The following is a 21,386-nucleotide window of genomic DNA, read 5'->3' as shown; positions in this document are numbered from 1 at the left end:
CGCAGGATCGAAGCTATGAAGGAATGTCCGTGTCAAAGCGCCAGCGCTCGTTTGAGATCATCGTGCTCGAAAGCGCTGGCCATGCGATTGATCTCGGCCGCGCGGGTGCCGACTGCTTTGGCCGTGTCGCGCCAGGTCGTGGTCGCTGTCGCGACTTCCTTAATGATCGCGCGGGCCTGCGGCAGCGTAAGCCCAAAATATTCCGACGCGGCCTCAAGCAGGTCGAGCGAGCAGGTGCCTTCGTCGAGGTCGATGTTCGTCGTCAGCACCCGCGCCTTCACATCGGTAGGCACGGGATTGAGATCGTAAGCTGGAGAGAGCGACCATCCCGCCTTTCCCAACCACAGGAAACCGTGGTTGCGCAAATGATCATCGACATTGGAGATCAGCACATTGAAGACGACGCGCCTGTAGAGGGCATGGGCGTCCGTCTTTCCTTGCGCACCATGTTGCGCGAGAGCGTCGACAATCTCCGGGTAGCTGCCGCGCTCGCCGTCTTTTGCGCCCATCATCGCCATGGCGGACAGGAACGGGATGCGGACGGCGTCATTGCGATCGAAGCGGCGCGACAGCATGACGGCCTTGCCGGCCACCTCGATCAGTTCGTGTTGCGGGGTTGCGATGCCGGCCTTGCTGGCGAGCCGCAGCGCAATCTCCTCCCAGGTCTCCATGCTGTAGTCGTCGGTCTCCTTTGGAAACTTGGCGATCGAGAGATTGCCGTGTTGATCGATGACCGAGGCCTTCGGCCGCCCGCCACCGAGGGAGGAGCCGGGCGCGAAGATGAGCTGAAGATCTTCGTCCGTTTCCTCGTCGCGGAGAATGCGCTCGGTGATCTGGAGCAGCCGCCCGAGTTCGATGAGGGCCGGTACACCAGCGCGGGTCGGCGTCTGGAAAGTTTCGTCGCCGACCCAGCGGAAGCGAAGTGCGCCAAGTCGCGTTTCGTCGGCAACGCCCAGCAAATAGTCGCTTTCTGCGAGCGTGCGAACAGCGCGGCCTTCGCGGTCGGCGAGGCGGCGTTCGGCGCGCTGCATGAGGCGGCGACCCCAGGTGTCAGGCGCGGAGTCGCCAATCGAGCCGAAAGTCGCCAGTCCGGCAGGAGGAGCAAAGGCGCCGCGCGTCAGGGCGAGGGCGGGTTCCAGGGAGAACCGGTCCGAGTCATTAAGCCATGCGCCATCGTACTCGAAGAGGATGGTCTCCGAGCCTCGAGCACGGTTGCTCCTCGCCAGTCCGATGCGGCGCGTGCGGCCGCCGAGATCGATATGCACCTCGAAGTCAGCCATCACGTAAGGCCCCGGTCTTGCGTTTGAGGTGGATATGTTTGGGCAGCTCGGCGCTGGCGAGCGCTTGGCCGACGCTGTCGTTGTTGATGTCGGCGAGCTTGATCAGGCCGTCGAGCAGGCCGAGCGCCTGGAGAACGCCGGCATAGATGCCGATGCTGACGTTGGTGTCGCCGGCTTCGACTCTCTGCAGCGTCGAGCGGGACGTGAAGGCGCGCTCGGCGACGACGGCCATCGGCAGCCGCCGACGCCGCCGGGCGTCATGGATGTCCGCGCCGAGCTTGCGCAGAGCCCGCCGAACGGCGGCAGGGGGATTGTGGGGGGTAGGCATTTGCGTCCTTCATACTACATATCTGGCAAATATGTAGCACGAACATTACATATTTTCTAGGTTCAGCAGGTCGGTACCTCAGTGTAGGGACGGCTAAGCGTTCGTCGGAGTTCCCGAAGAATGCGCGCAAGACCCCGCACAGTGAGGCGGTGATCGAAGCTTATGCGCCGAGTCGCCTCCAAGGGTATCTGGCAGAATCTGGTGGTCGAACCGGGGTTGGACAGAGAAGGGCGGCCACGGGGTTTTCAGACGGCTTGCCCGGCTTCTGAGAGAGTGAAGCGCAAGGAGATCAACAAGACCAAGCCGAACCGCTGCATCATCGACACTGCGAACGATCCGCACGAAATCAGTCTAGACGAGAACGTCACGCGGGAAAATGTGCATCCCGCCAATCAGCTCGAGGCCTTCAAGAAGCTGGCGGAAAGCGCGGTTTTGGGGCGGAAGAAATCGCCGCCCGCTTCGGCATGCGTCGCATGTTGTCCTGCGGCTCGGCGCGGTCTCCCCGAAAAACTGATGCAGATCTATCGCGATGGCGATCTGACCCTTGAACATCATCGAAACCGTTTTGGGCGAAAAACATCGCAAGCCGGAAAGCATCTCTGCATCATTACCGCATTTGCTCGCGGGAAGGCTCATCAGGACACGCGCCTCGAGCTGGAGGGCAAAGCAAAGCGCTTGATGGAACGGGCCATTGATGACATGAGCCGAGGAATCGGGAATGTTTGTGCGGTCTCGCTTCGAGGCCCTATGCATCGCCGCCAATCCGGCAAGCCGGATCGGCGGCGACGACGCGTATCCACGTCCGGCGCGCTCGTCGGGCCTCCAGCCCGGCTGTCGCGAGAGTCATGGGTTACGATGACTTAAAATGATTTTGCCGACCCGATCATTTCCGTTTAGCCGGCTTTGATCGGTCGCTTCGCGCGTCTTCGTCAGGAACTACCAATTCAACGTGACTGACACCTAACGTGCTGGCGAGCTCAAAAAGGGTTACGACAGTTGGGTTACGGCGGCCGCGCTCCAGGTCACTGATATATTGCTGAGTGAAGCCGGACATTTCGGCGAATTTCTCCTGCGTGAAGCGCTTCCGCTTCCGCAGTCTTGCGAAATTCCGGCCGACCAGCTTGCGCATGTCCATCGGCGCAAGTTGCGTCTTTACATACTATGAGGTTTATCTCCTATAGTATGTATTTCGAGCGGCTCGCTGGTCGACTGGGTCCCAATGGGGCTAAAATGAGACGTCGGGACAATCACGGCCTTCCAGGGAGATTAGAATCATTCGCTGTTTGTTGGGGTGGTCATGACAAAACCGCAGCTAGATCCTGACGTCGCGGATGTCGCGCCGAACGAGGCAACGCTGACCGCCTATGACGAACAGCATGTTGTCACGTACATTCGCCTTTTGCAGGCGGAAGGTCAGGGAGCGGACTGGCGGGAGGTTGCTCGAATCGTCTTGCACATCGACCCGGAGCGAGAGCCGGACCGTGCGCGGACTGCATATCAGAGTCATCTTGCGCGCGCAAAATGGGTGACCGAGCAGGGGCGCCTCTTACGCGGCGCCGGCTCAAAATAGACGAAAATCGCTGACGGGAGACTTGCAGCCAAAGCAATTTTCTCCCGCGAACCGGTGGTCATTCTCATGCACCACGTGGTGCCAAACTAGAGGCTTCCTACAACCGCTTCGTTCATAACTATTGCGCCGCAATCTTTGTTGGCTGCGTGCAATGGGACGGAAGCAATGCCTGAATTCGACTGGCGATCGCCAGATTCGTTTAAGAGCCTGGAGAATGCTGAGATCACTCACATCGCCTGGGAAGGCCTTCGTATGAACGTGGACTATCAACGCGACTACGAAGCGATGATTGCGAATAGCCCAGATGGCGAAGTGACCGAGGAATTCAGGAGGAGGTGGGGTATCTGCTTTCGCCCATGACCCGCAAAAGTCCTCCAAAGAGCAGGTCATCTTTTGGACACCTGAGGTTCTTGCGTCCGTTGTCCCCGTGACAACCGCGCCGCCAGTTTCTCACGAATCAGCATCTCAGCCACTGATCGACTTTGCTGCCGCCCGGGTGTGCCGCGCCCCCGACGGTTGGCACGCGGTGCTGCACATCGGCTCGGTGGAGCATCGCATCTGGTCAAAACAGCCGCTGACCGCAGGCACTTACTATGCGGCTGAGTTGCCGCTTGACCGCGATTTCGAAGCGCGCGCACACGCTGCTACGCGGCTATGGCGCGCGATGAATGGACGCGCGCCAGGACCTGCCTTCCACCGCTTGTCAAAACAGCGGCGCGAAAGATTATGCGCAGCCCTTCGCGCAGTCGCCGCGTATTTCGCCGGCGCGACCTATCGCAGCATCGCAGATGCTCTGTTCGGCGAAAAGCGCATCCCCGATCGTGCCTGGAAAACGCACGATTTGCGCAGCCGAACAATCCGCCTCGTACAAAGCGGCCTTGCGCTCGTGCGCGGAGGCTATCGCAAACTTCTGCGGCCCGGGCGCAGGGACGAGTAGCGCTGCCCTCCAGGGGGTGCCGAAAATCCGCCCCCCGATATTCGGCATCCTCCCCCGAGAACTTGCTTCTCCATGATGACCGCACACACGCCGATGCCGCCATCCGCAGTTCGCTGTCCTCTTGGAGTTCTCAAATGCCCGATCCGATGGCCGGTCTACCCCCGCGCTTCCTGCGTACATCGGAGGCCGCGCGTTATCTTGGCCTTTCCGGTCGCACGCTGGAGAAGCACCGCACATACGGCACCGGGCCGACGTATCGGAAGATTGGCGGGCGTGTCGTCTACGCCGTAGATGACCTGAAAGCATGGGCTGATCTCGGCGCCAAAACCTCGACCTCCGATCCCGGCAAAGGGACTGTGCTGCCCGCAAAGAAGCACCCGACGCTGCGCCCCTATGCGGGCCAGGAACGTCGCTGATCCCTGTTTGAGAGCGATGGCCATGCGACGCAAACACCGTTCCGAGCGCGACCAGCTTGAGCTCTTTCGCGCACTGCCCGGCGATCTCGCGCCCCGCGACGCGCAGGATCTGATGGCTTATCCATTCTTCTCGCTCGCGAAAACAAAGCGCATTGTGCCGATCGATTTTCGTACCGGTGCGATCGCAATTCGGGTCGAAGCGGTGCCGGAACACGGCATGGCGACCATTTGGGATGCGGACGTTTTGATCTGGGCCGCTTCCCAGATCGTCGAAGCCCGTGACGCCGGCTTGAAGACGTCGCGCCTGATGGCTGCAACGCCTTACGAGATTCTGACGTTCGCCGGCCGTGGCACCAGCTCGCGCGACTACGACCGCCTGAAGGCGGGGCTCGACAGGTTGCAATCGACGACCGTCTTGACGTCAATTCGCCAGATTGCGGAACGACGACGGCATCGTTTCTCCTGGATCAATGAATGGAAGGAGACGGCTGACGCAAACGGACGCCCGTTCGGGCTCGAACTGATCTTGCCCGATTGGTTCTATTCCGGCGTGATCGATGACGCGCTCGTGCTCACGATTGATCGCGCGTATTTCGATCTGATGGGCGGACTTGAGCGCTGGCTCTACCGGCTCGTGCGCAAGCATGGCGGCCGGCAGCAGGGCGGCTGGAGTTTCGATCTTGTGCATCTCCATGCCAAGTCGGGCAGTCTCTCGCCACTCAAGCATTTTGCATACGACGTGCGTCAGATTGTCCAGCGTCAGGCATTGCCTGGCTACCAACTCGTGCTCACGCGCGATCGCGACGGCGCCGAACGATTGAAGTTCGCGCCCGCGCTCATCAATCCATTCACCGAGAGACTTCGCAGGCGCGGTCTCCTTCCGAAATCGGGAGGCAACCTGTGAATCAGCTCGTGCTATCGGGGACCGCAACCCTCGTGTCATCAGGGACCCGACCCTCGTGCTATCGGGGACCGGAATCGGATCCAAGTCCTTGTCCTTTAGCGCTTTCCAGCCGCCGTAACTCTTCTAACCAGAAATCCTTCGGATTTCTTCTAACGGACCGCGCCTTCGGGCCTGACGAGGATAACCACCACGGTCCGCCTGTTCTGCCTCGCCACAGTGGGGCGAGGGCGCGCAGTCGCACTTCCGCTCCCGCTAGGCAACCAGAAACTTTCTGTACTCGGAGTGTACCGTGAACAATTTCACCGAAGTCGAACTCCTTTGGCTCGAGAAGCGCATTGAGAACCGCATCCGGTTCGGCCACTCCGTCGAGGAGAGAATCCTCGATCGCCGCCGACGCGTGCTGTCCTTTGCGCCCGGTAGCATCTTCGCGTTCGTACGCTGGACATCAAACGACTTCGGAACGGCAATCTCACGGATCGATATTCTGCGCGCGGTGGCACCGGGACAACGATGCTCCACGGTGCCCTATGTGAAGCCCGGCGGGGACATTCTCCTGCGCCTGTCCGGCTGGCCCAAGGTGGAACGGGTGCTTCAGTTGATCGACGCTGTCGAGGCGCTTGACATCGATCCCGCGGATGCTGCGCCCGACTACTGGCATCACGTTCATAACCGCATGTCGGTCAATGAAAACCCTCGCCCCTACACGAAAGCGAGACACCAGGCGTGGCTTCAACGGCAGAGGACCATGCGATGACAAGTCCGTGGAAGATCTTGATCACGACGTTCGCCAGCGCTGCTGCCCTTCTCGCTCCGATGGTTCTCGACCTGACCCCACTCTACGTCTGGAATGCATCTGAGAGCGTGCCGATCGGCCTGTATCGTTTGCAGCCTGTGGAAAAGCTGTTCGTGACCGAGCTTCTCGCGGTTCAGCCACCGGAGCCGCTTGCAACCTTCCTCGACGTGGGCGGCTATCTGCCGACCGGGATACCGATGCTCAAACGCGTGCTGGCGCTTCCGGGGCAGACCGTCTGCAGAACCGGGCTCGCGGTTACCGTCGACGCGATCGAAATGGGCGAGGCACGAGATCGCGATGGCCGCGGCCGTCCGCTTCCGAACTGGCAGGGTTGCCGCGTCGTTGGCGAGGGCGAACTCTTTGTCATGAACTGGCAATCCGCCGACTCGCTGGACGGAAGATACTTCGGCTTTCTGCCGGCATCCGCCGTCCTTGGGCGTGCGCTCCCCGTGTGGACCTGGGAGGACTGAGCGTGCGCGTGTTGGGAGTCCGATCTGCTATTCCGCTGTTCGGCCGAATGCTCCACCGTTCTCCCGTCCCGGCCAACGATCGCGGATCTGTCGCGCGCACGGCCAGTGCAGACTCTGCCCCGGAATTTGTTCGCAGGCGGCCGATAAGCCGGCGCCACGCGACGTTACCCCGGAGGAGCACGAACACGAGGGCATGCTGGCGTTCAGTCGAAACAAGCCTTCGCTCCGTCGTGCCGTTGTTCCTTGCGCTGACGATCAGTGATGCTGCGGCTTTCGCCGAGAAACGATCGGCAGAGCATACAGCGAGCTCTCAAACCAGCGAAGCGTTTGCGCCGATCATTGACGAGGCCTCGCGCCGCTTCGGCTTACCCATGTACTGGATACGCGCCGTCTTGGAAGTCGAGAGCGCTGGAGACGTGTGCGCCAAATCTCCGAACGGTGCCATGGGGCTGATGCAGATCATGCCGCCGACTTGGGCCGAGCTGCGCCTGCGATACCAGCTTGGCAACGATCCCTACGATCCCCACGACAACATCCTTGCCGGTGCGGCCTATCTCCGGCAACTGCAGGACCGATACGGTTCGCCGGGCTTCCTCGCGGCCTACAATGCGGGACCTGGTCGCTACGAAGAACATCTCGCTGGTCGAGCATTGCCAGCTGAAACCCGAGCTTATTTGCAGAAGCTTGCACCAACGATCGGCAGCGATATTTCCGTTCCTGGGGCGGTCGCCAGGTTGCAGCCGTCGGGAGCGACGCTATTCGCTGTGCGATTCGAAAGCCTCAAGAGCACCACGTCGGCGCAGCGCGGCCTCATGCTGGATCACACTCCGATCGCGGGCGTTGCACACGACATTTCAGCCATCGTACCCCAAGCAACCGGGCTTTTTTCCGCGAGCTTCGTTGCGGGAGGTCGGCGATGAGCGAATGCATAAGCGCGCATGCATTAGCGTGCCGTAGAGAGAAATGGGCGGAAGGGAGAGGACAGTCGAAAGACACGACAGCAGGACGGCTCTTCAAATCGGGCTTCGAGAAAGCGGCGCACGGGGATAGCCCCCTGCTGGCCGAATCCAGAGCCTGGTGCAACGAATTAGGTGGTCGTTGCCACAAAGGAGAGCTCCGATGACACTTTACGTTGGATTGGACGTCGGTCTTGAGGAAACCAATGTTTGCATCGTGGACAGCGCGGGTGCCACGGTTCGCGAGGTCAAGGTTAGCACGGAGCCGGAGGCGATCCGCTGCGCTCTTGAGGGCTCCGCGGATCGCCTCGATCGCGTAGGCGTTGAGGCGTCGTCGCTGGGCATCTGGTTGTACCGCGAACTGCAGCCGCTTGGGGTACCGATCATCGTTGTTGAGGCCCGCCATATGCGCGTTTCGCTCTCCACGATGCGTAACAAAACCGACCGCAATGATGCACGTGGCATCGCGCAGATGATGCGATTGGGCTGGTACCGCGCGGTCCATGTCAAGAATATCGACATGCAGAAGATGCGCTCGCTGCTGGCCAACAGGAAGCTCCTCAAGCGCAAATTGATCGATATCGAGAACCACGTTCGTGGCACGCTCAGGGCCTACGGCTTGCTGATGGGAGCCGTCGGCCGCGGGGGCTACGAAGCACGGGTCCGCGAGTTACTCGAGCACAGCGATCCGGTTTTTTCCATGATGATTGAAGCCATGCTGGACGTGCGGCGAGCAGTCTTCGAGGGCTACGAAAGATTGCATAAAGTGCTCCTGCAGGTGGTCCAGCATGATGCGGTTTGTCGTCGTTTGATGACCGTACCCGGCGTCGGTCCCGTTGCTGCGCTTTCGTTCAAGGTCGGTGTCGATGACCCTCGGCGGTTCGCGCGATCTCGAACGGTTGGAGCGCATTTTGGTCTGACGCCGAGGCGACACCAGTCGGGAACATCCATCGATTATGAAGGTCGCATCAGCAAGCACGGCGACGTCGCCGTTCGGGAGGCGTTGTGCGAGGCTGCCGCAAGCCTGCTGCTGCGGGTCAGGAAATGGTCCGCATTGCGTGCATGGGGCCTGCGGATAGCCAAACGGTCGAGCATGTTGTGCGCGATCGTCGCGGTCGCGCGCAAGCTCGCCGGTATCCTGCATCGGATGTGGGTCAACGAGACCGACTTCCATGTCGGATTCGGCGCCAAGGTGACGCAGCGACTGCGATTGAAGTCGGCGCAGTAATTGCTGCGGGCATTACGAGGGATTGGCGCTGGTGCTGCATCCAGCATGTTGAAGAGGAGCAAAGATTAGAGATCCGCGCGCGCGGTGAGCGTCCCCTGGCGGGGCCGCGAAACGGGGAATGTCCGCTATCTCTTGCCTGCCACCGCCCTTCGGGGATGAGAGCGCCGGACTGCTTGGACAGCCCTGTTTACGAACCTGATGAAGAGCATGCGACAGCCCGGTGCTGAACGCGAAGGAACGCATGGACCCCGCCTGGAGAGTGCAAGTCGTGACCGTGCTGATGGCGAACGCTGCTCGCAATCGAAGCAGCGAGAAAGGAGCGCTGCTTGTTTGGAGAAATCGCAAAAAAGCGTAGGAGAGAGTTGACTTTGCACGCCCGATTAGGAAGGCGAGATAAAAGGGGCTCGCCGGTCGAACCGCAAGCCATTGGCATGGCTTGGGTTCTGGCGTGCCGGTCGGTCGGGGCGCGTGCCGCGCCGTATATTTTGAACAGCGCAATCAAGGAAATATTCGGCACTGTAGCTTCCTTGGCGCCTTTCGAGGTCCGGCAATGACCCTGCGCGACAGCGATCTGCGCATTCGGCCCGGGCGCATCCGAAGCACCCGCGCGCCCAAGCCGAAGAGCTTCATCAACCAGGTGCTACGTGCCGCGAAGAAAGCCGGACATACGTCGGGTCAGGTTGGGCTTGGCAGGCGTTCCGCGGCCTATGGGCGCTCGACGTTTGGCCGCGGCCGGCTGTCCTTTAGCCGCAACCGGTTGTTCAGCCCGACACGGCGCGTTGTGGTGAAGGCGCGCATCGTGCGCCACAAGGGACGTTCGCTCCGCTCGGCGCCGCTGACGGCTCATCTTTCATACCTCAAGCGCGACGGCGTAACCCGGAACGGCGAGCGGGCCGAGATGTTCGATGCTGGCAGCGATCGAGCTGACGGCGCGGCCTTCGCAGAACGATGCCAGGGCGACCGCCATCATTTTCGATTCATTGTCTCGCCCGAGGATGCCGCCGACATGACTGACCTCAGGGCCTTCACCCGTGATCTGGCCAAGCAGATGGAGATCGATCTTGGAACGCGGCTCGAATGGGTGGCCGTCGATCACTGGAACACGGACAACCCTCACGTCCATCTTCTCGTTCGGGGTGTCGATGAGACAGGCGCAGACCTCGTGATCTCCCGCGACTACATCAGCCGCGGCCTGCGCTCACGCGCCGAGGAGTTGGTCGCCATCGAACTCGGTCCAAGACCGGAGCATGAAATCCGCAACTCGCTGGAGAGGGAAGTCACGGCAGAGCGATGGACGCGGCTCGATCGGGAGATTCGGCTGTCAGCCGACGAAACCGGCTATATCGACCTTCGCCCAGAGAATCCCGGCAGCTCCGATCCCGAAATCCGGCGCCTGGTGGTCGGCCGCCTTCAGCACCTGGAGAAGATGGGCCTTGCTGCGTCAGCTGCCCCAGGGGAGTGGATGGTCGGGCTCGAGGCTGAACGTAGTCTCCGCGATCTCGGCATGCGCGGGGACATCATCAAAACTATGCATCGCGCCTTCAGCGAGCGTGGGGAAGCGCGTGGCGTGTCCGACTACGTCATCGAAGCTGGACAGCCAAGCTCCCAGATTATCGGGCGCTTGCTCGATCGAGGATTGCATGACGAGCTCACCGGCGAGGCCTACGCCCTGATCGACGGAACAGACGGGCGCGCGCACCACGTCCGGTTCCGAGGAATCGAAGCTTTCGAACATGCGCCATCCGTCGGTGGTATCGTCGAGGTCCGGCGCTTCGGTCCGGCCGATGATCCGCGCCCCACATTGGTGCTTGCCACCCGTTCTGATCTCGATCTTGGTGAGCAGGTCACCGCGAAAGGCGCCACCTGGCTCGACCACCGGCTGGTTGAATCCAACCCCATGCCTCTCGCCATGGGCGGCTTCGGTCGTGAGATGCACGACGCCCTCGAAGCTCGCACCGAGCATCTGGTTCGGGAAGGTCTGGCGCGGCGGCAGGGCCAGCGCATCACCTTCCAGCGTGATCTCCTGAACACGTTGCGTCGACGCGAGCTGGACGAGGTGACAGCAAGAATCTCGGCGGCGACCGGCCTGCCTCACGTGAGGGGCGCCTCCGGCGAGCACGTGGCGGGCATGTATCGTCAGCGGTTGACGCTCGCCTCGGGGCGTTTCGCCATGATCGACGACGGGCTCGGATTTCAGCTGGTGCCCTGGTCGCGCGAGCTCGAGAAAAGGTTGGGCCAGCACGTTGCGGGCACCACGAAGGAGGGCGGCGGGATCGAATGGAGCTTCGGCCGGAAGCGCGACCTCAGCCTGTAGCTATCGTTGTCAATTATTGGAAAGGTGTTCGGGATGTCCGGAACCAAAATCCTGTGGGGACAGGTGATTGTCGTCGGCCTGATCGTCTTGCTCGCCATCTGGGGAGCGACCGAGTGGACGGCTTGGCGGCTCGCCTATCAGCCGGAGCTAGGGCGGCCGTGGTTCGCGTTGTCGGGCTTCAAGATCTATTACCCGCCCGTCTTCTTCTGGTGGTGGTTCGTCTACGACGCCTATGCCCCTCAGGTCTTTGTCGAGGGTGCATTCATCGTGGCCGCAGGGACCTTCGTTTCGATCGCGGTCGCGATCGGCATGTCGGTGTGGCGGGCGCGCGAGGCCAAGAATGTCCAGACCTACGGCTCGGCGCGGTGGGCCGATCCGCGGGAGGTGCAGGCGGCCGGACTTTTGGGTGGGGACGGGGTCGTGCTTGGCAGATTGGCGGAGGATTACCTCCGCCACAACGGGCCGGAGCATGTGCTCTGCTTTGCGCCGACCCGGTCCGGCAAGGGCGTTGGCCTTGTTGTTCCTTCCCTTCTCACGTGGCCAGACTCGGCCATCGTGCACGACATCAAGGGCGAGAACTGGCAGCTCACGGCCGGCTTTCGGTCCCGATATGGCCGGGTGTTGCTGTTCGATCCGACCAATCCAAAATCGTCTGCCTACAACCCACTTCTCGAAGTACGCCGCGGCGAATGGGAGGTTCGGGACGTCCAGAATGTTGCGGACGTGCTGGTCGACCCGGAAGGGTCGCTCGACAAGCGGAATCACTGGGAGAAGACCAGCCACTCGCTGCTCGTCGGTGCCATCCTGCACGTCCTCTATGCAGAACCCGACAAGACGCTTGCCGGGGTTGCGGCCTTTTTGTCAGACCCGAAGCGCCCAATCGAGGTCACGTTGAAAGCGATGATGACAAGCTCGCACCTTGGCGAGCAGGGTCCACATCCGGTTGTCGCCTCAACCGCGCGAGAACTGCTGAACAAGTCCGAAAACGAACGTTCTGGCGTGCTCTCGACCGCGATGTCGTTTCTTGGACTCTATCGGGACCCGGTGGTGGCGCAGGTCACGAGCCGATGCGATTGGCGGATCGCGGACTTGATTGCCGATGCTCGTCCGACGACGCTCTACCTTGTCGTGCCTCCGTCCGACATCTCCCGGACAAAGCCGCTCATACGTCTCGTGCTCAATCAGATTGGCCGTCGCATCACCGAAGATCTGCAAGCCAAGAACCGCCGCCACCGCGTCCTGATGATGCTGGACGAGTTCCCGGCACTGGGGCGTCTCGATTTTTTCGAGTCGGCGCTCGCGTTCATGGCCGGATACGGGATCAAGGCCTTCCTGATTTCGCAGTCGTTGAACCAGATCGAGAAGGCCTACGGCCCCAACAATGCGATTTTGGACAATTGCCATGTCCGCGTGAGCTTCGCAACAAACGACGAGCGGACCGCAAGACGCGTTTCGGACGCACTTGGGACTGCGACCGAGATGCGAGCCATGAAGAATTATGCCGGCCATCGGCTGAACCCGTGGCTTGGCCATCTGATGGTCTCGCGGCAGGAGACCGCACGCGCCTTGCTCACGCCCGGCGAGGTGATGCAGCTTCCTCCCACCGACGAAATCGTAATGGTGGCCGGGACGGCGCCGATCCGAGCCAGGAAGGTGCGCTACTACGAAGATAGGCGCTTTACCGAGCGCATTCTCTCACCGCCAGAGCCGGCCAGGCTGGGGCGGTCTTCCCGGGAAGATAGTTGGTCCAGCCTCAAGCTCCCCGCGCGAAATGGCGCAACTGTCCAGACCGAAGAGTCCGAAACCGATACCGCCAACAGCGGTCTGCGCCGGGAGCCCGAGCTTCCTGACCACGTCGCTATCGTCAAAGAGACAACCGATGTGACGCCGACAGAAGAGTTTGCCGTCCTGGACGACGACGATGAGGCCGTGCGTCAAGCCCGGCTTCTTCGCCAGCAGATGCGGGGCGTGGCCCGCCAGGCGGCGCTTGACCCGAACGATGGCATTGATCTCTGAGGTCCCATGCGCAACCGCATGAACGTGTATTTCCCGCCGGAGCTTCTAAAGCAGATCTCTGACCTTGCCGATCGCAAGAATCTCTCGCGATCGGCCATCGTCGAGGCGGCCGTCGTCTCGTTTCTGTCACCCGATGGAGTGGATCGCAAAGAGGCGGCGTTCGCCCGCCGTCTCGACCGGTTGTCCCGGCAAGTGCAGCGACTTGAGCGGGATGTCGGGCTGACAGCCGAGACCTTGGCTCTGTTTGTTCGGTTTTGGCTTACGATCACGCCTCCCTTGCCGAACGACGCCCAGGCTGCCGCTCAGATCAAGGGACGTGAGCGCTTTGAAGGCTTCGTCGAGACATTGGGCCGGCGCCTGCAAAAGGGCCAAAGCTTCTTGCGGGAGATTCCGGACGATATCGTTCATGGAGCGCCCGAGGATTCCACCAACTGAGATTGCGCCCGCGTTGTTGGCTGCTCCGGCCTTTCTATTTCTACGCCAGACTACGACGGAGATCATCCCCTTGTTGCAGGAAGGTCGTTGGTGGTTTTTCTAATCATCCCCATCCGAGGGCGCTGTTTTAGCCCTCGATCGATGGGGGCAGGCAGTGGCGATCCATTCTCTTCAGTCGGAGGCGATCTCGCGTGGCGCGCGGATGCTCCGCAGCGCGCTGGGGCCCGCCATCGCGCGCTATCTCGAAGACGATGCGATCGTCGAGGTGATGCTGAACCCTGACGGCCGGTTGTGGATCGACCGGCTATCCAGCGGACTGACTGACACGGGTGAACAACTCTCCGCCGCCGATGGCGAGCGCATCATTCGCCTGGTGGCGCATCATGTGGGGGCCGAGGTCCATGCCGCCGCGCCCCGTGTTTCTGCTGAACTCCCCGAGACCGGAGAGCGGTTCGAAGGCCTGTTGCCTCCCGTCGTCGCGGCACCAGCGTTCGCCATTCGCAAGCCCGCCGTCGCGGTCTTCACGCTCGACGACTATGCCAAGGCCGGCATCATGACATCCGATCACGCCACGGCACTGCGCCAGGCCGTCGCTTCGCGCAAAAACATCCTTGTCGCTGGCGGCACATCAACGGGCAAGACCACGCTCACAAATGCATTGCTTGCCGAGGTCGCGAAGACCAGTGACCGGGTCGTGCTGATCGAGGACACCCGCGAGCTGCAATGCAAAGCACCGAATCTGGTCGCGTTGCGCACTAAGGATGGCGTGGTCTCGCTCTCGGATCTCGTGCGCTCCTCGCTTCGACTGCGTCCAGACCGCATTCCCATTGGCGAGGTGCGAGGCGCTGAAGCGCTCGATCTGCTCAAGGCCTGGGGAACCGGTCATCCCGGCGGTGTCGGCACCATCCATGCGGGCACTGCGCTCGGCGCCTTACGCCGGCTGGAGCAGCTCATCCAGGAAGCCGTGATGACCGTGCCGCGCGCCCTGATCGCCGAAACCATCAACGTCGTTGCGGTCCTGTCCGGGCGCGGTGCCGAGCGCCGGCTTGCCGAACTCGCGCGCGTCAATGGCCTCGGAGCCGCCGGGGATTACAGCCTTTCACCAGCAGGAGAGTTCACATGAGCAATCGAAACATGAGCAATCGAAACCGAGTTCCGCATTGGAGCGTTTCCATCGCCGCACTGGGTGCGGTCCTGTTCATGAGTCCGCCCGCCTGGGCCGCGGGCTCCAACATGCCTTGGGAGCAGCCGCTCAATCAGATCCTGCAGTCGGTTGAAGGACCGGTCGCCAAAATCATCGCCGTCATCATCATCGTCGTCACGGGCCTGACGCTTGCCTTTGGCGATTCCTCGGGCGGCTTCCGCAGGCTGATCCAGATCGTGTTCGGGCTTTCGATTGCGTTTGCAGCCTCGAGCTTCTTCCTGTCGTTCTTTTCGTTCGGCGGCGGCGTGTTGGTGTGATGGACGAGCCCGTCGCAGGATTTATCGCGCCGGTCCATCGGGCGCTGACGGAGCCGATCCTGATGGGCGGAGCCCCCCGGTCGGTCGCCATCGTTAACGGGACGCTCGCCGCGGCCCTTGGGCTCGGATTGCGCTTGTGGATCGCCGGTCTCCTGCTCTGGGCCATCGGGCACGCGGCGGCTGCATGGGCTGCCAAGCGAGACCCGGCCTTCGTCGAAGTGGTGCGCCGTCACCTGCGCGTCCCAGCCCATCTCAACATTTAGAGTTCTCGCATGATAAATCTCGCGGAATACCGCCGATCGAGCACGCGGCTTGCCGATTTCCTGCCTTGGGTGGCCCTGGTCGACGCGGGCATCGTCCTGAACAAGGACGGCTCATTCCAGCGAACGGCCAGATTCCGCGGACCGGACCTCGACAGTGCCGTTCCGGCCGAACTCGTGGCGGTGGCCGGTCGTCTCAACAACGCTTTGCGTCGCCTCGGATCCGGCTGGGCCGTCTTCGTGGAGGCGCAGCGGCATTCCGCCGGAGCGTATCCGCCCAACACATTTCCGGACGTCGCATCCGCGCTGGTTGATGCCGAGCGCCGGGCGCAGTTCGAGGAAGAGGGCGCCCATTACGACTCGAGCTATTATCTGACTTTCGTTTACCTGCCGCCGGCGGAAGATGCGGCCAAGGCGGAGCGGCTTCTTTATGAAGGCAGCAGCCGCACGCCAAGTGCTGACGCGCGCGAGGTGCTCAGCGGCTTTGTCGACCGAACCGACCGCGTGCTGCAGCTTGTCGAGGGCTTCATGCCCGAATGCGCCTGGCTCGACGACGAGGAGACGCTGACTTACCTGCATTCGACGATCTCGATCAAACGGCATCGGGTTCGTGTGCCCGAGATCCCCATGTATCTCGACGCGCTGCTCGCTGACCAACCCTTGACCGGTGGTCTCGAGCCGATGTTGGGCACAGCGTACCTGCGCGTTCTGACCGTCGTCGGATTTCCGACAGCGACAACGCCCGGAATTCTCGACGACCTCAATCGTCTCGCCTTCCCGTACCGCTGGTCGACCCGGGCGATCATGCTCGACAAAACGGATGCCACAAAGCTCCTGACGAAAATCCGGCGCCAGTGGTTCGCCAAGCGGAAGTCAATCGCCGCGATCCTGAAGGAGGTGATGACCAACGAGGCCTCCACGCTTCTCGATACCGACGCTCACAACAAGGCGATGGATGCGGACGCGGCGCTTCAGGAGCTTGGTTCGGACCAGATCGGAGAGGCCTTCGTGACGGCGAGCGTTACCGTTTGGGGCCGGGATGCGCGCTCGGCCGACGAGAGATTGCGACTGGTCGAGAAGGTTATTCAGGGACGCGACTTCACCTGCATGATCGAGACGGTGAATGCAGTCGAAGCGTGGCTCGGCAGCCTGCCTGGACATGTGTATGCCAACATCCGGCAACCGCCCCTCTCGACCCTCAACCTTGCTCACATGATTCCGCTGTCGGCCGTGTGGTCCGGAGAGGCGCGTGATCATCATTTCAACGCTCCGCCCCTGTTCTTTGGCAAGACGGAAGGGTCAACTCCCTTCCGTTTCGCGCTTCACGTCGGCGACGTCGGACACACGCTTGTGGTTGGCCCGACCGGTGCCGGCAAGTCGGTCCTGCTGGCGCTGATGGCGCTCCAGTTCCGCCGCTATCCCCGGTCTCAGGTCTTCGCCTTTGATTTTGGAGGCTCAATCCGGGCGGCAGCCCTCGCTATGGGCGGGGATTGGCACGATCTTGGCGGCGCGCTGTCGCAAGATGCGTCCGAGCCGGTCGCGTTGCAGCCATTGGCCTGGATCGACGACACGGCGGAACGCGCCTGGGCCACGGACTGGGTTGCCTCGATCCTTGCCCGCGAGAAGATCGAGATCACGCCGGAGGCAAAGGATCATTTATGGTCCGCGCTGACCTCCCTTGCGTCAGCGCGCCTCCCGGAGCGGACCCTGACAGGGCTGTCCGTTCTGCTCCAGTCGACAACCCTGAAACGCGCTTTGCAACCCTATTGCCTCGGTGGGCCCTATGGGCGGCTGCTCGATGCAGAATTCGAGCGAATTGGCGCGGGGGCGGTCCAGGCGTTCGAGACCGAAGGACTGATTGGAACGGACGCGGCGCCCGCGGTGCTGGCCTATCTGTTCCACCGCATTGGCGACCGCCTCGATGGCAGGCCGACGCTCATGATCGTCGACGAAGGCTGGCTTGCGCTTGATGACGCGGATTTTGCCGGCCAGCTCCGCGAATGGTTGAAGACGCTGCGCAAGAAGAACGCGTCTGTGGTGTTCGCCACACAGTCTTTGTCGGACATCGATGGATCTGACATCGCTCCTGCCATCATAGAGAGCTGCGCGACTCGATTGCTTCTGCCGAACGAGCGTGCGATCGAGCCTCAGATCACCGCGATCTATCGCCGTTTTGGGCTCAACGATCGCCAGATCGAGCTCTTGAGCCGCGCGACGCCGAAACGGGACTACTACTGCCAATCCCGGCGCGGCAACCGCATGTTCGAGCTCGGGCTCGGTGAAGTCGCACTCGCCTTTGCGGCTGCATCATCCAAGACAGACCAGGCCGCAATCGACCGATTGGTCACGGAGCACGGCCGCGAGGCCTTTGTGCCTGCTTGGCTCCAGCACCGCGGAGCCGGTTGGGCCGTGGATCTCATTCCCAATCTTAGCAATCTGGAGAAGTCGCAATGAGCCGTCGTCGTCTCGGTCTGGCGATCAGCATCGTTGCTGCCTCGCTTCTGGCAACCGCGCCTAGCAGGGCGCAATGGCTCGTCTTTGATCCCAACAACTACGTCCAGAATGTCCTGACCGCAGCACGAGAGCTGCAGCAGATCAACAATCAGATCACCTCGTTGCAGAACGAGGCGCAAATGTTGATCAACCAGGCGAAGAACCTGGCAAGCCTGCCATATTCCTCGCTGCAGCAGCTCCAGACCTCAATTCAACGCACCCAGCAGCTTCTCAGCCAGGCCCAGCGCATCGGCTATGACGTGCAGCAGATCGATCGGGCCTTTGCCACCAGCTACGGACCGGCAACCGCCAGCCAATCCGATTCCGCGTTGATCGCAGGTGCGCAATCGCGCTGGCAGGACTCGGTCGCGGCGTTTCAGGACGCACTTCGTGTGCAAGCCGGCGTTGTCGGAAATCTCGACACAAACCGCATTCAGACCTCAGCACTGGTGAGCTCAAGCCAGGGTGCAAGCGGGGCCCTCCAGGCCACGCAAGCCGGGAACCAGATCCTCGCACTCCAGGCGCAGCAGCTTGCCGACTTGACGGCTGCCGTGGCGGCGCAGGGGAGGGCTCAATCTCTGGATTCAGCCCGACGCGCCGCTGCTCAGGACCAAGCTCGCGAGCAGCTTCGGCGCTTTCTGACGAGCGGTCAGGGTTATCAATCCTCCAACGTGCAGATGTTTCATTGATGAACGATCAAAAGGCATTCCAAGCATTGTCGCTCGCCATCACGGTGGTTGGCGGAGCGGCACTCATCGTCGCATGCACGATCCAGCTACGCGGTCCGGACAAAGTCATGGGTCCGAAGCCATCGAGCGCAACAGCCACCAGCCCAATGGAATCCGATCTCACCCGCTGCCGCACCGTGACGTCAGAGCATTCTGAGGCATATCAGGATTGCCAAAGGATCTGGGCCGAGAACCGGCGCCGATTCTTCGGCCAAGGGGTGAGCTCGACCGGTCCCGCTGTCAACGATCGAGCCAGCTCGCCGTTGCTGTCAGCGCCGAAAGATCAGAGCCGAATGCCTCAAGGCGATCCCTCCGTCGCGTCACCCGAGGGAGGTAGTCAATGACGGGCACAGGAATTATCGATCAGTTCCTCGAGACCTTCACCCGCTACATCGACAATGGCTTTGGGCTTCTTGGCGGCGAGGTGGGTTATCTTGCGACAACGCTGGCTGCGATCGATATCACCCTGGCCGCCCTGTTCTGGAGCTGGGGCACGGATGAGGACATCGTCGCGCGGCTCGTCAAGAAAACCCTGTTCGTCGGTGTATTCGCCTACCTGATCGGCAATTGGAATAATCTCGCCCGTATCGTCTTCGAAAGCTTCGCCGGTCTCGGATTGAAGGCCTCAGGTACGGGCCTTTCGGCAGGCGATTTCGTTCACCCTGGAAAAATTGCTCAAGTCGGGCTCGATGCCGGCCGGCCGATCCTGGATTCGATCTCAAACCTGATGGGCTACATCAGCTTTTTTGAGAACTTTGTCCAGATCGTGGTCCTGCTGTTCGCCTGGGCCGTCGTCCTGCTCGCCTTCTTCATTCTGGCGATCCAGCTCTTCGTCACACTGATCGAGTTCAAGCTGACGACGCTGGCAGGGTTCGTGCTGCTTCCGTTCGGCCTGTTCGGCAAGACGGCGTTTGCGGCCGAACGCGTCCTTGGCAATGTCGTGTCGTCCGGCATCAAGGTGCTGGTGCTGGCCGTGATCGTCGGTATCGGCTCGACCTTGTTTTCCCAGTTCACCGCCGGCTTCAACGGCGGCCAGCCGACGATCGAAGATGCCATGACTCTGGTCTTGGCCGCGTTGTCGCTTCTGGGCCTTGGAATCTTTGGACCCGGAATCGCGAACGGACTGGTATCCGGTGGTCCCCAACTCGGTGCGGGCAGCGCGGTCGGTACGGGACTTGCGGCCGGCGGGATGGCTGCAGCAGGAGCCGGTCTGGCTGCCGGCGGCGTCGGCCTCGCCGGCGGAGCGATCGCAGGTGCGGCGCGGGGCGGCAGCGCGATCGCAAGCGGCGCGGCGGCCGCGTACCGGAGCGGCGGCATAGGCGGTGTTGCCGAGGCTGCTGCTTCAGCTTCTGTCAGTCCTCTCCGCAGAGCCTCCGCGGCGATCCATAGCGGCAGCCGGTCCACCAGCACGACCTCTGCCAGCTCGGGCGAAGGCCCGCCGGATTGGGCGCAGCGCATGAAGCGCGCGCAGACAATCAGCCATGGAGTTTCGGCGGCAACTCATGCCGTTCGGTCGGGAGACCATGGTGGAAGTGGCAGTTCGATCGATCTGTCTGACGGAGGGCGCTAGATGTCAAAGTGCCCGTTTGCTGAGAAGCCGCGCGAATACGCCCACAGGACTGACCAGCCAAATTCAAGCGCGCGCCCTGGTCGGCGCACCTGGCATGGTCCGGCTTGGCAAGCTCTGGTGCTGGTTTCTCAAGCACTCTCGTTGAGCCTTACGCCCGCGCTTCTCTGGCAGGCCATGCATGACCAGACAGCGTCCGTGAGAGCGCAACTGCACGAGAGGCAACAAGTGTTCGAGATGTCGGCGATGCAAGATCGGCCGGACGCTTTCCTTACGCTGCCTCTCGTGCATTTGCTGCCTGACCTCCGGGGTTTGAGCTCAAGCGTTCGCAGACGGCAATGCAGGGCCTGCCGTGTCTCGCGTTGCCTTTGCGTGTTCAGACACCTCGTGCGCGTCGAGCAAGCGACGTGATTGCGACCCTCCGCACGCGCCGCCTGGCGATCGAGCAAAATGTAAATCTCAATTCCGTTTCTTGGGGAAATGACTGATGTTCAAGAGGTCTTCGGTTCACTACGGGCGAACGCCCGCGCCGGTGACGCCCTACCAGAAGGCGGCGCAAGCGTGGGACGAGCGCATCGGCTCGGCACGTGTGCAGGCCAGAAATTGGCGGCTGATGGCATTCAGCTGTCTGACGCTCTCGTGCGGCCTCGCAGGAGGGCTGGTCTGGCAATCAACGCAAGGAACAATCACACCGTGGGTCGTCGAAGTCGATCGTCTCGGCCAGGCGCAAAGAATAGCTCCCGCGACCTCCGATTTCGAACCCAGCGATGCTCAGATTGCCTATCACTTGGCTCGCTTTATCGAGGACGTCCGCGGTCTGCCGGCAGACGGCATTGTCCTGCGCCAGAACTGGCTCAGGGCGTACGACTTCACCACCGACCGCGGGGCCGCCGCCCTGAACGAATACGCCAGGAGCAATGATCCATTCTCAAGGCTCGGAAAGACGCAAGTCTCAGTCGAAGTCTCGAGCGTGATCCGCGCCTCAACGGAAAGCTTCCGCGTCGCCTGGGTTGAGCGCGGCTACGAGAACGGATCGCTTGGTTCAACGGAGCGCTGGACCGCCATTCTGACGATCGTCATTCAGGCCCCTCGCGATGCCGATCGGTTGCGCAAGAATCCTCTCGGCATCTACGTCAATGCAATCAGCTGGTCGAAGGAGCTCGGGCAATGAAGCCGCAATCCTCTCAAGTCCCGACTGGCGTCTCTCCAGGATTATCCGGCAGGGCGGCC

At 61.8% G+C, this 21,386-nt stretch carries 23 protein-coding genes and 2 pseudogenes; 22 read left to right on the top strand and 3 right to left on the bottom strand.

What is annotated here, in order from left to right; translation table 11 throughout:
* Positions 1-32: 32 nt before the first annotated feature.
* Together ACP2YP_RS34865 and ACP2YP_RS34860 are read right to left on the bottom strand one after the other, a co-directional pair.
* Positions 33-1,280 (bottom strand): type II toxin-antitoxin system HipA family toxin, encoded by a 1,248-nt coding sequence (locus ACP2YP_RS34865; RefSeq protein WP_426420844.1) that lies wholly within the window; start codon positions 1,278-1,280, stop codon positions 33-35.
* Positions 1,273-1,608, bottom strand: coding sequence for a helix-turn-helix domain-containing protein (locus ACP2YP_RS34860; protein ID WP_426420842.1), 336 nt, complete (start codon positions 1,606-1,608; stop codon positions 1,273-1,275). The genes ACP2YP_RS34865 and ACP2YP_RS34860 overlap by 8 nt, the downstream gene beginning before the upstream one ends.
* Before the next feature lie 113 nt (positions 1,609-1,721).
* On the opposite strand from ACP2YP_RS34860, the pseudogene ACP2YP_RS34855 reads away from it, so the two are divergent.
* Together ACP2YP_RS34855 and ACP2YP_RS34850 are read left to right on the top strand one after the other, a co-directional pair.
* A pseudogene (locus tag ACP2YP_RS34855) lies at positions 1,722-2,157 on the top strand (ParB/RepB/Spo0J family partition protein); the annotation flags it as partial.
* Between the two features lies 1 nt (position 2,158).
* Positions 2,159-2,298: pseudogene (locus ACP2YP_RS34850) on the top strand (DUF932 domain-containing protein); the annotation flags it as partial.
* 193 nt (positions 2,299-2,491) lie between these two features.
* Here the strand turns inward: ACP2YP_RS34850 and ACP2YP_RS34845 are convergent.
* Positions 2,492-2,737 carry a helix-turn-helix domain-containing protein gene (locus tag ACP2YP_RS34845; RefSeq protein ID WP_426420840.1) on the bottom strand — a complete coding sequence of 82 codons (246 nt, stop codon included), beginning with the start codon at positions 2,735-2,737 and terminating at the stop codon, positions 2,492-2,494.
* Positions 2,738-2,905: 168 nt separating this feature from the next.
* Between ACP2YP_RS34845 and ACP2YP_RS34840 the strand changes: the two genes are divergently transcribed.
* The 20 genes from ACP2YP_RS34840 (at position 2,906) to trbF (ending at position 21,327) form a co-directional block, all read left to right on the top strand.
* On the top strand, positions 2,906-3,178 hold the full coding sequence (locus ACP2YP_RS34840; protein ID WP_375865366.1) for a DUF2285 domain-containing protein: 273 nt from the start codon (positions 2,906-2,908) through the stop codon (positions 3,176-3,178).
* Positions 3,179-3,343: 165 nt separating this feature from the next.
* Entirely contained in the window at positions 3,344-3,538 is a 195-nt protein-coding gene (locus tag ACP2YP_RS34835; protein ID WP_200471987.1) for a transcriptional regulator domain-containing protein, read from the top strand.
* A 67-nt stretch (positions 3,539-3,605) separates the two neighbouring features.
* Positions 3,606-4,115, top strand: coding sequence for a DUF2285 domain-containing protein (locus ACP2YP_RS34830; RefSeq protein WP_426420838.1), 510 nt, complete (start codon positions 3,606-3,608; stop codon positions 4,113-4,115).
* Between the two features lie 134 nt (positions 4,116-4,249).
* Positions 4,250-4,531, top strand: coding sequence for a helix-turn-helix transcriptional regulator (locus tag ACP2YP_RS34825; protein WP_027534820.1), 282 nt, complete (start codon positions 4,250-4,252; stop codon positions 4,529-4,531).
* Between the two features lie 22 nt (positions 4,532-4,553).
* Positions 4,554-5,435, top strand: a complete 882-nt coding sequence (locus ACP2YP_RS34820; RefSeq protein WP_426420835.1) for a replication initiator protein A — start codon at positions 4,554-4,556, stop codon at positions 5,433-5,435.
* Positions 5,436-5,724: 289 nt separating this feature from the next.
* Positions 5,725-6,189, top strand: a complete 465-nt coding sequence (locus ACP2YP_RS34815; RefSeq protein WP_426420833.1) for a DUF2840 domain-containing protein — start codon at positions 5,725-5,727, stop codon at positions 6,187-6,189.
* On the top strand, positions 6,186-6,698 hold the full coding sequence (locus tag ACP2YP_RS34810; protein WP_426420831.1) for a S26 family signal peptidase: 513 nt from the start codon (positions 6,186-6,188) through the stop codon (positions 6,696-6,698). Before ACP2YP_RS34815 ends, ACP2YP_RS34810 begins: the two co-directional genes overlap by 4 nt.
* Positions 6,699-6,928: 230 nt before the next feature.
* A complete protein-coding gene (locus tag ACP2YP_RS34805) occupies positions 6,929-7,618 on the top strand; it encodes a lytic transglycosylase domain-containing protein (protein ID WP_426420829.1) in 690 nt (229 codons plus the stop codon).
* A 199-nt stretch (positions 7,619-7,817) separates the two neighbouring features.
* On the top strand, positions 7,818-8,882 hold the full coding sequence (locus ACP2YP_RS34800; RefSeq protein ID WP_426420827.1) for an IS110 family transposase: 1,065 nt from the start codon (positions 7,818-7,820) through the stop codon (positions 8,880-8,882).
* Positions 8,883-9,432: 550 nt separating this feature from the next.
* The gene (locus ACP2YP_RS34795; RefSeq protein ID WP_426420825.1) at positions 9,433-11,196 is read left to right on the top strand and encodes a relaxase/mobilization nuclease domain-containing protein; all 1,764 of its coding nucleotides are present in this window, start codon (positions 9,433-9,435) and stop codon (positions 11,194-11,196) included.
* Positions 11,197-11,229: 33 nt separating this feature from the next.
* Positions 11,230-13,212, top strand: a complete 1,983-nt coding sequence (locus tag ACP2YP_RS34790) for a conjugal transfer protein TraG (RefSeq protein WP_426420823.1) — start codon at positions 11,230-11,232, stop codon at positions 13,210-13,212.
* A gap of 6 nt (positions 13,213-13,218) precedes the next feature.
* Positions 13,219-13,647: a CopG family transcriptional regulator gene (locus ACP2YP_RS34785; RefSeq protein ID WP_426420821.1), complete on the top strand. Its 429-nt coding sequence runs from the start codon at positions 13,219-13,221 to the stop codon at positions 13,645-13,647.
* A gap of 202 nt (positions 13,648-13,849) precedes the next feature.
* The gene (gene trbB / locus ACP2YP_RS34780; RefSeq protein WP_426426380.1) at positions 13,850-14,770 is read left to right on the top strand and encodes a P-type conjugative transfer ATPase TrbB; all 921 of its coding nucleotides are present in this window, start codon (positions 13,850-13,852) and stop codon (positions 14,768-14,770) included.
* On the top strand, positions 14,767-15,108 hold the full coding sequence (locus tag ACP2YP_RS34775) for a TrbC/VirB2 family protein (protein WP_426420819.1): 342 nt from the start codon (positions 14,767-14,769) through the stop codon (positions 15,106-15,108). Before trbB ends, ACP2YP_RS34775 begins: the two co-directional genes overlap by 4 nt.
* Positions 15,108-15,371, top strand: a complete 264-nt coding sequence (locus ACP2YP_RS34770; RefSeq protein WP_375859681.1) for a VirB3 family type IV secretion system protein — start codon at positions 15,108-15,110, stop codon at positions 15,369-15,371. The genes ACP2YP_RS34775 and ACP2YP_RS34770 overlap by 1 nt, the downstream gene beginning before the upstream one ends.
* Positions 15,372-15,380: 9 nt before the next feature.
* Entirely contained in the window at positions 15,381-17,822 is a 2,442-nt protein-coding gene (gene trbE / locus ACP2YP_RS34765; protein ID WP_426420817.1) for a conjugal transfer protein TrbE, read from the top strand.
* Entirely contained in the window at positions 17,819-18,550 is a 732-nt protein-coding gene (trbJ, locus tag ACP2YP_RS34760) for a P-type conjugative transfer protein TrbJ (RefSeq protein WP_426420815.1), read from the top strand. The genes trbE and trbJ overlap by 4 nt, the downstream gene beginning before the upstream one ends.
* Positions 18,550-18,933, top strand: coding sequence for a putative entry exclusion protein TrbK-alt (gene trbK-alt, locus ACP2YP_RS34755; protein WP_426420813.1), 384 nt, complete (start codon positions 18,550-18,552; stop codon positions 18,931-18,933). The genes trbJ and trbK-alt overlap by 1 nt, the downstream gene beginning before the upstream one ends.
* The gene (gene trbL / locus ACP2YP_RS34750) at positions 18,930-20,159 is read left to right on the top strand and encodes a P-type conjugative transfer protein TrbL (RefSeq protein ID WP_426420811.1); all 1,230 of its coding nucleotides are present in this window, start codon (positions 18,930-18,932) and stop codon (positions 20,157-20,159) included. Before trbK-alt ends, trbL begins: the two co-directional genes overlap by 4 nt.
* Positions 20,160-20,643: 484 nt before the next feature.
* Positions 20,644-21,327, top strand: coding sequence for a conjugal transfer protein TrbF (gene trbF / locus ACP2YP_RS34745; protein WP_426420809.1), 684 nt, complete (start codon positions 20,644-20,646; stop codon positions 21,325-21,327).
* Positions 21,328-21,386: the final 59 nt, after the last annotated feature.

It is taken from the genome of Bradyrhizobium genosp. A (assembly GCF_049949275.1).
Classification (GTDB): domain Bacteria; phylum Pseudomonadota; class Alphaproteobacteria; order Rhizobiales; family Xanthobacteraceae; genus Bradyrhizobium.
This window is presented reverse-complemented; position numbering and strand designations above follow the sequence as displayed.

Coding starts and splice junctions, on each gene's coding strand:
- trbB (WP_426426380.1), top strand. CDS start 13,850: ATGCTCCGCAGCGCGCTGGGGCCCGCCATCGCGCGCTATCTCGAAGAC.
- ACP2YP_RS34835 (WP_200471987.1), top strand. CDS start 3,344: ATGCCTGAATTCGACTGGCGATCGCCAGATTCGTTTAAGAGCCTGGAG.
- trbF (WP_426420809.1), top strand. CDS start 20,644: ATGTTCAAGAGGTCTTCGGTTCACTACGGGCGAACGCCCGCGCCGGTG.
- ACP2YP_RS34775 (WP_426420819.1), top strand. CDS start 14,767: ATGAGCAATCGAAACATGAGCAATCGAAACCGAGTTCCGCATTGGAGC.
- ACP2YP_RS34800 (WP_426420827.1), top strand. CDS start 7,818: ATGACACTTTACGTTGGATTGGACGTCGGTCTTGAGGAAACCAATGTT.
- ACP2YP_RS34825 (WP_027534820.1), top strand. CDS start 4,250: ATGCCCGATCCGATGGCCGGTCTACCCCCGCGCTTCCTGCGTACATCG.
- ACP2YP_RS34795 (WP_426420825.1), top strand. CDS start 9,433: ATGACCCTGCGCGACAGCGATCTGCGCATTCGGCCCGGGCGCATCCGA.
- ACP2YP_RS34820 (WP_426420835.1), top strand. CDS start 4,554: ATGCGACGCAAACACCGTTCCGAGCGCGACCAGCTTGAGCTCTTTCGC.
- ACP2YP_RS34845 (WP_426420840.1), bottom strand. CDS start 2,737: ATGCGCAAGCTGGTCGGCCGGAATTTCGCAAGACTGCGGAAGCGGAAG.
- ACP2YP_RS34785 (WP_426420821.1), top strand. CDS start 13,219: ATGCGCAACCGCATGAACGTGTATTTCCCGCCGGAGCTTCTAAAGCAG.
- ACP2YP_RS34865 (WP_426420844.1), bottom strand. CDS start 1,280: ATGGCTGACTTCGAGGTGCATATCGATCTCGGCGGCCGCACGCGCCGC.
- trbE (WP_426420817.1), top strand. CDS start 15,381: ATGATAAATCTCGCGGAATACCGCCGATCGAGCACGCGGCTTGCCGAT.
- ACP2YP_RS34810 (WP_426420831.1), top strand. CDS start 6,186: ATGACAAGTCCGTGGAAGATCTTGATCACGACGTTCGCCAGCGCTGCT.
- trbJ (WP_426420815.1), top strand. CDS start 17,819: ATGAGCCGTCGTCGTCTCGGTCTGGCGATCAGCATCGTTGCTGCCTCG.
- ACP2YP_RS34840 (WP_375865366.1), top strand. CDS start 2,906: ATGACAAAACCGCAGCTAGATCCTGACGTCGCGGATGTCGCGCCGAAC.
- ACP2YP_RS34790 (WP_426420823.1), top strand. CDS start 11,230: ATGTCCGGAACCAAAATCCTGTGGGGACAGGTGATTGTCGTCGGCCTG.
- ACP2YP_RS34770 (WP_375859681.1), top strand. CDS start 15,108: ATGGACGAGCCCGTCGCAGGATTTATCGCGCCGGTCCATCGGGCGCTG.
- ACP2YP_RS34860 (WP_426420842.1), bottom strand. CDS start 1,608: ATGCCTACCCCCCACAATCCCCCTGCCGCCGTTCGGCGGGCTCTGCGC.
- trbL (WP_426420811.1), top strand. CDS start 18,930: ATGACGGGCACAGGAATTATCGATCAGTTCCTCGAGACCTTCACCCGC.
- trbK-alt (WP_426420813.1), top strand. CDS start 18,550: ATGAACGATCAAAAGGCATTCCAAGCATTGTCGCTCGCCATCACGGTG.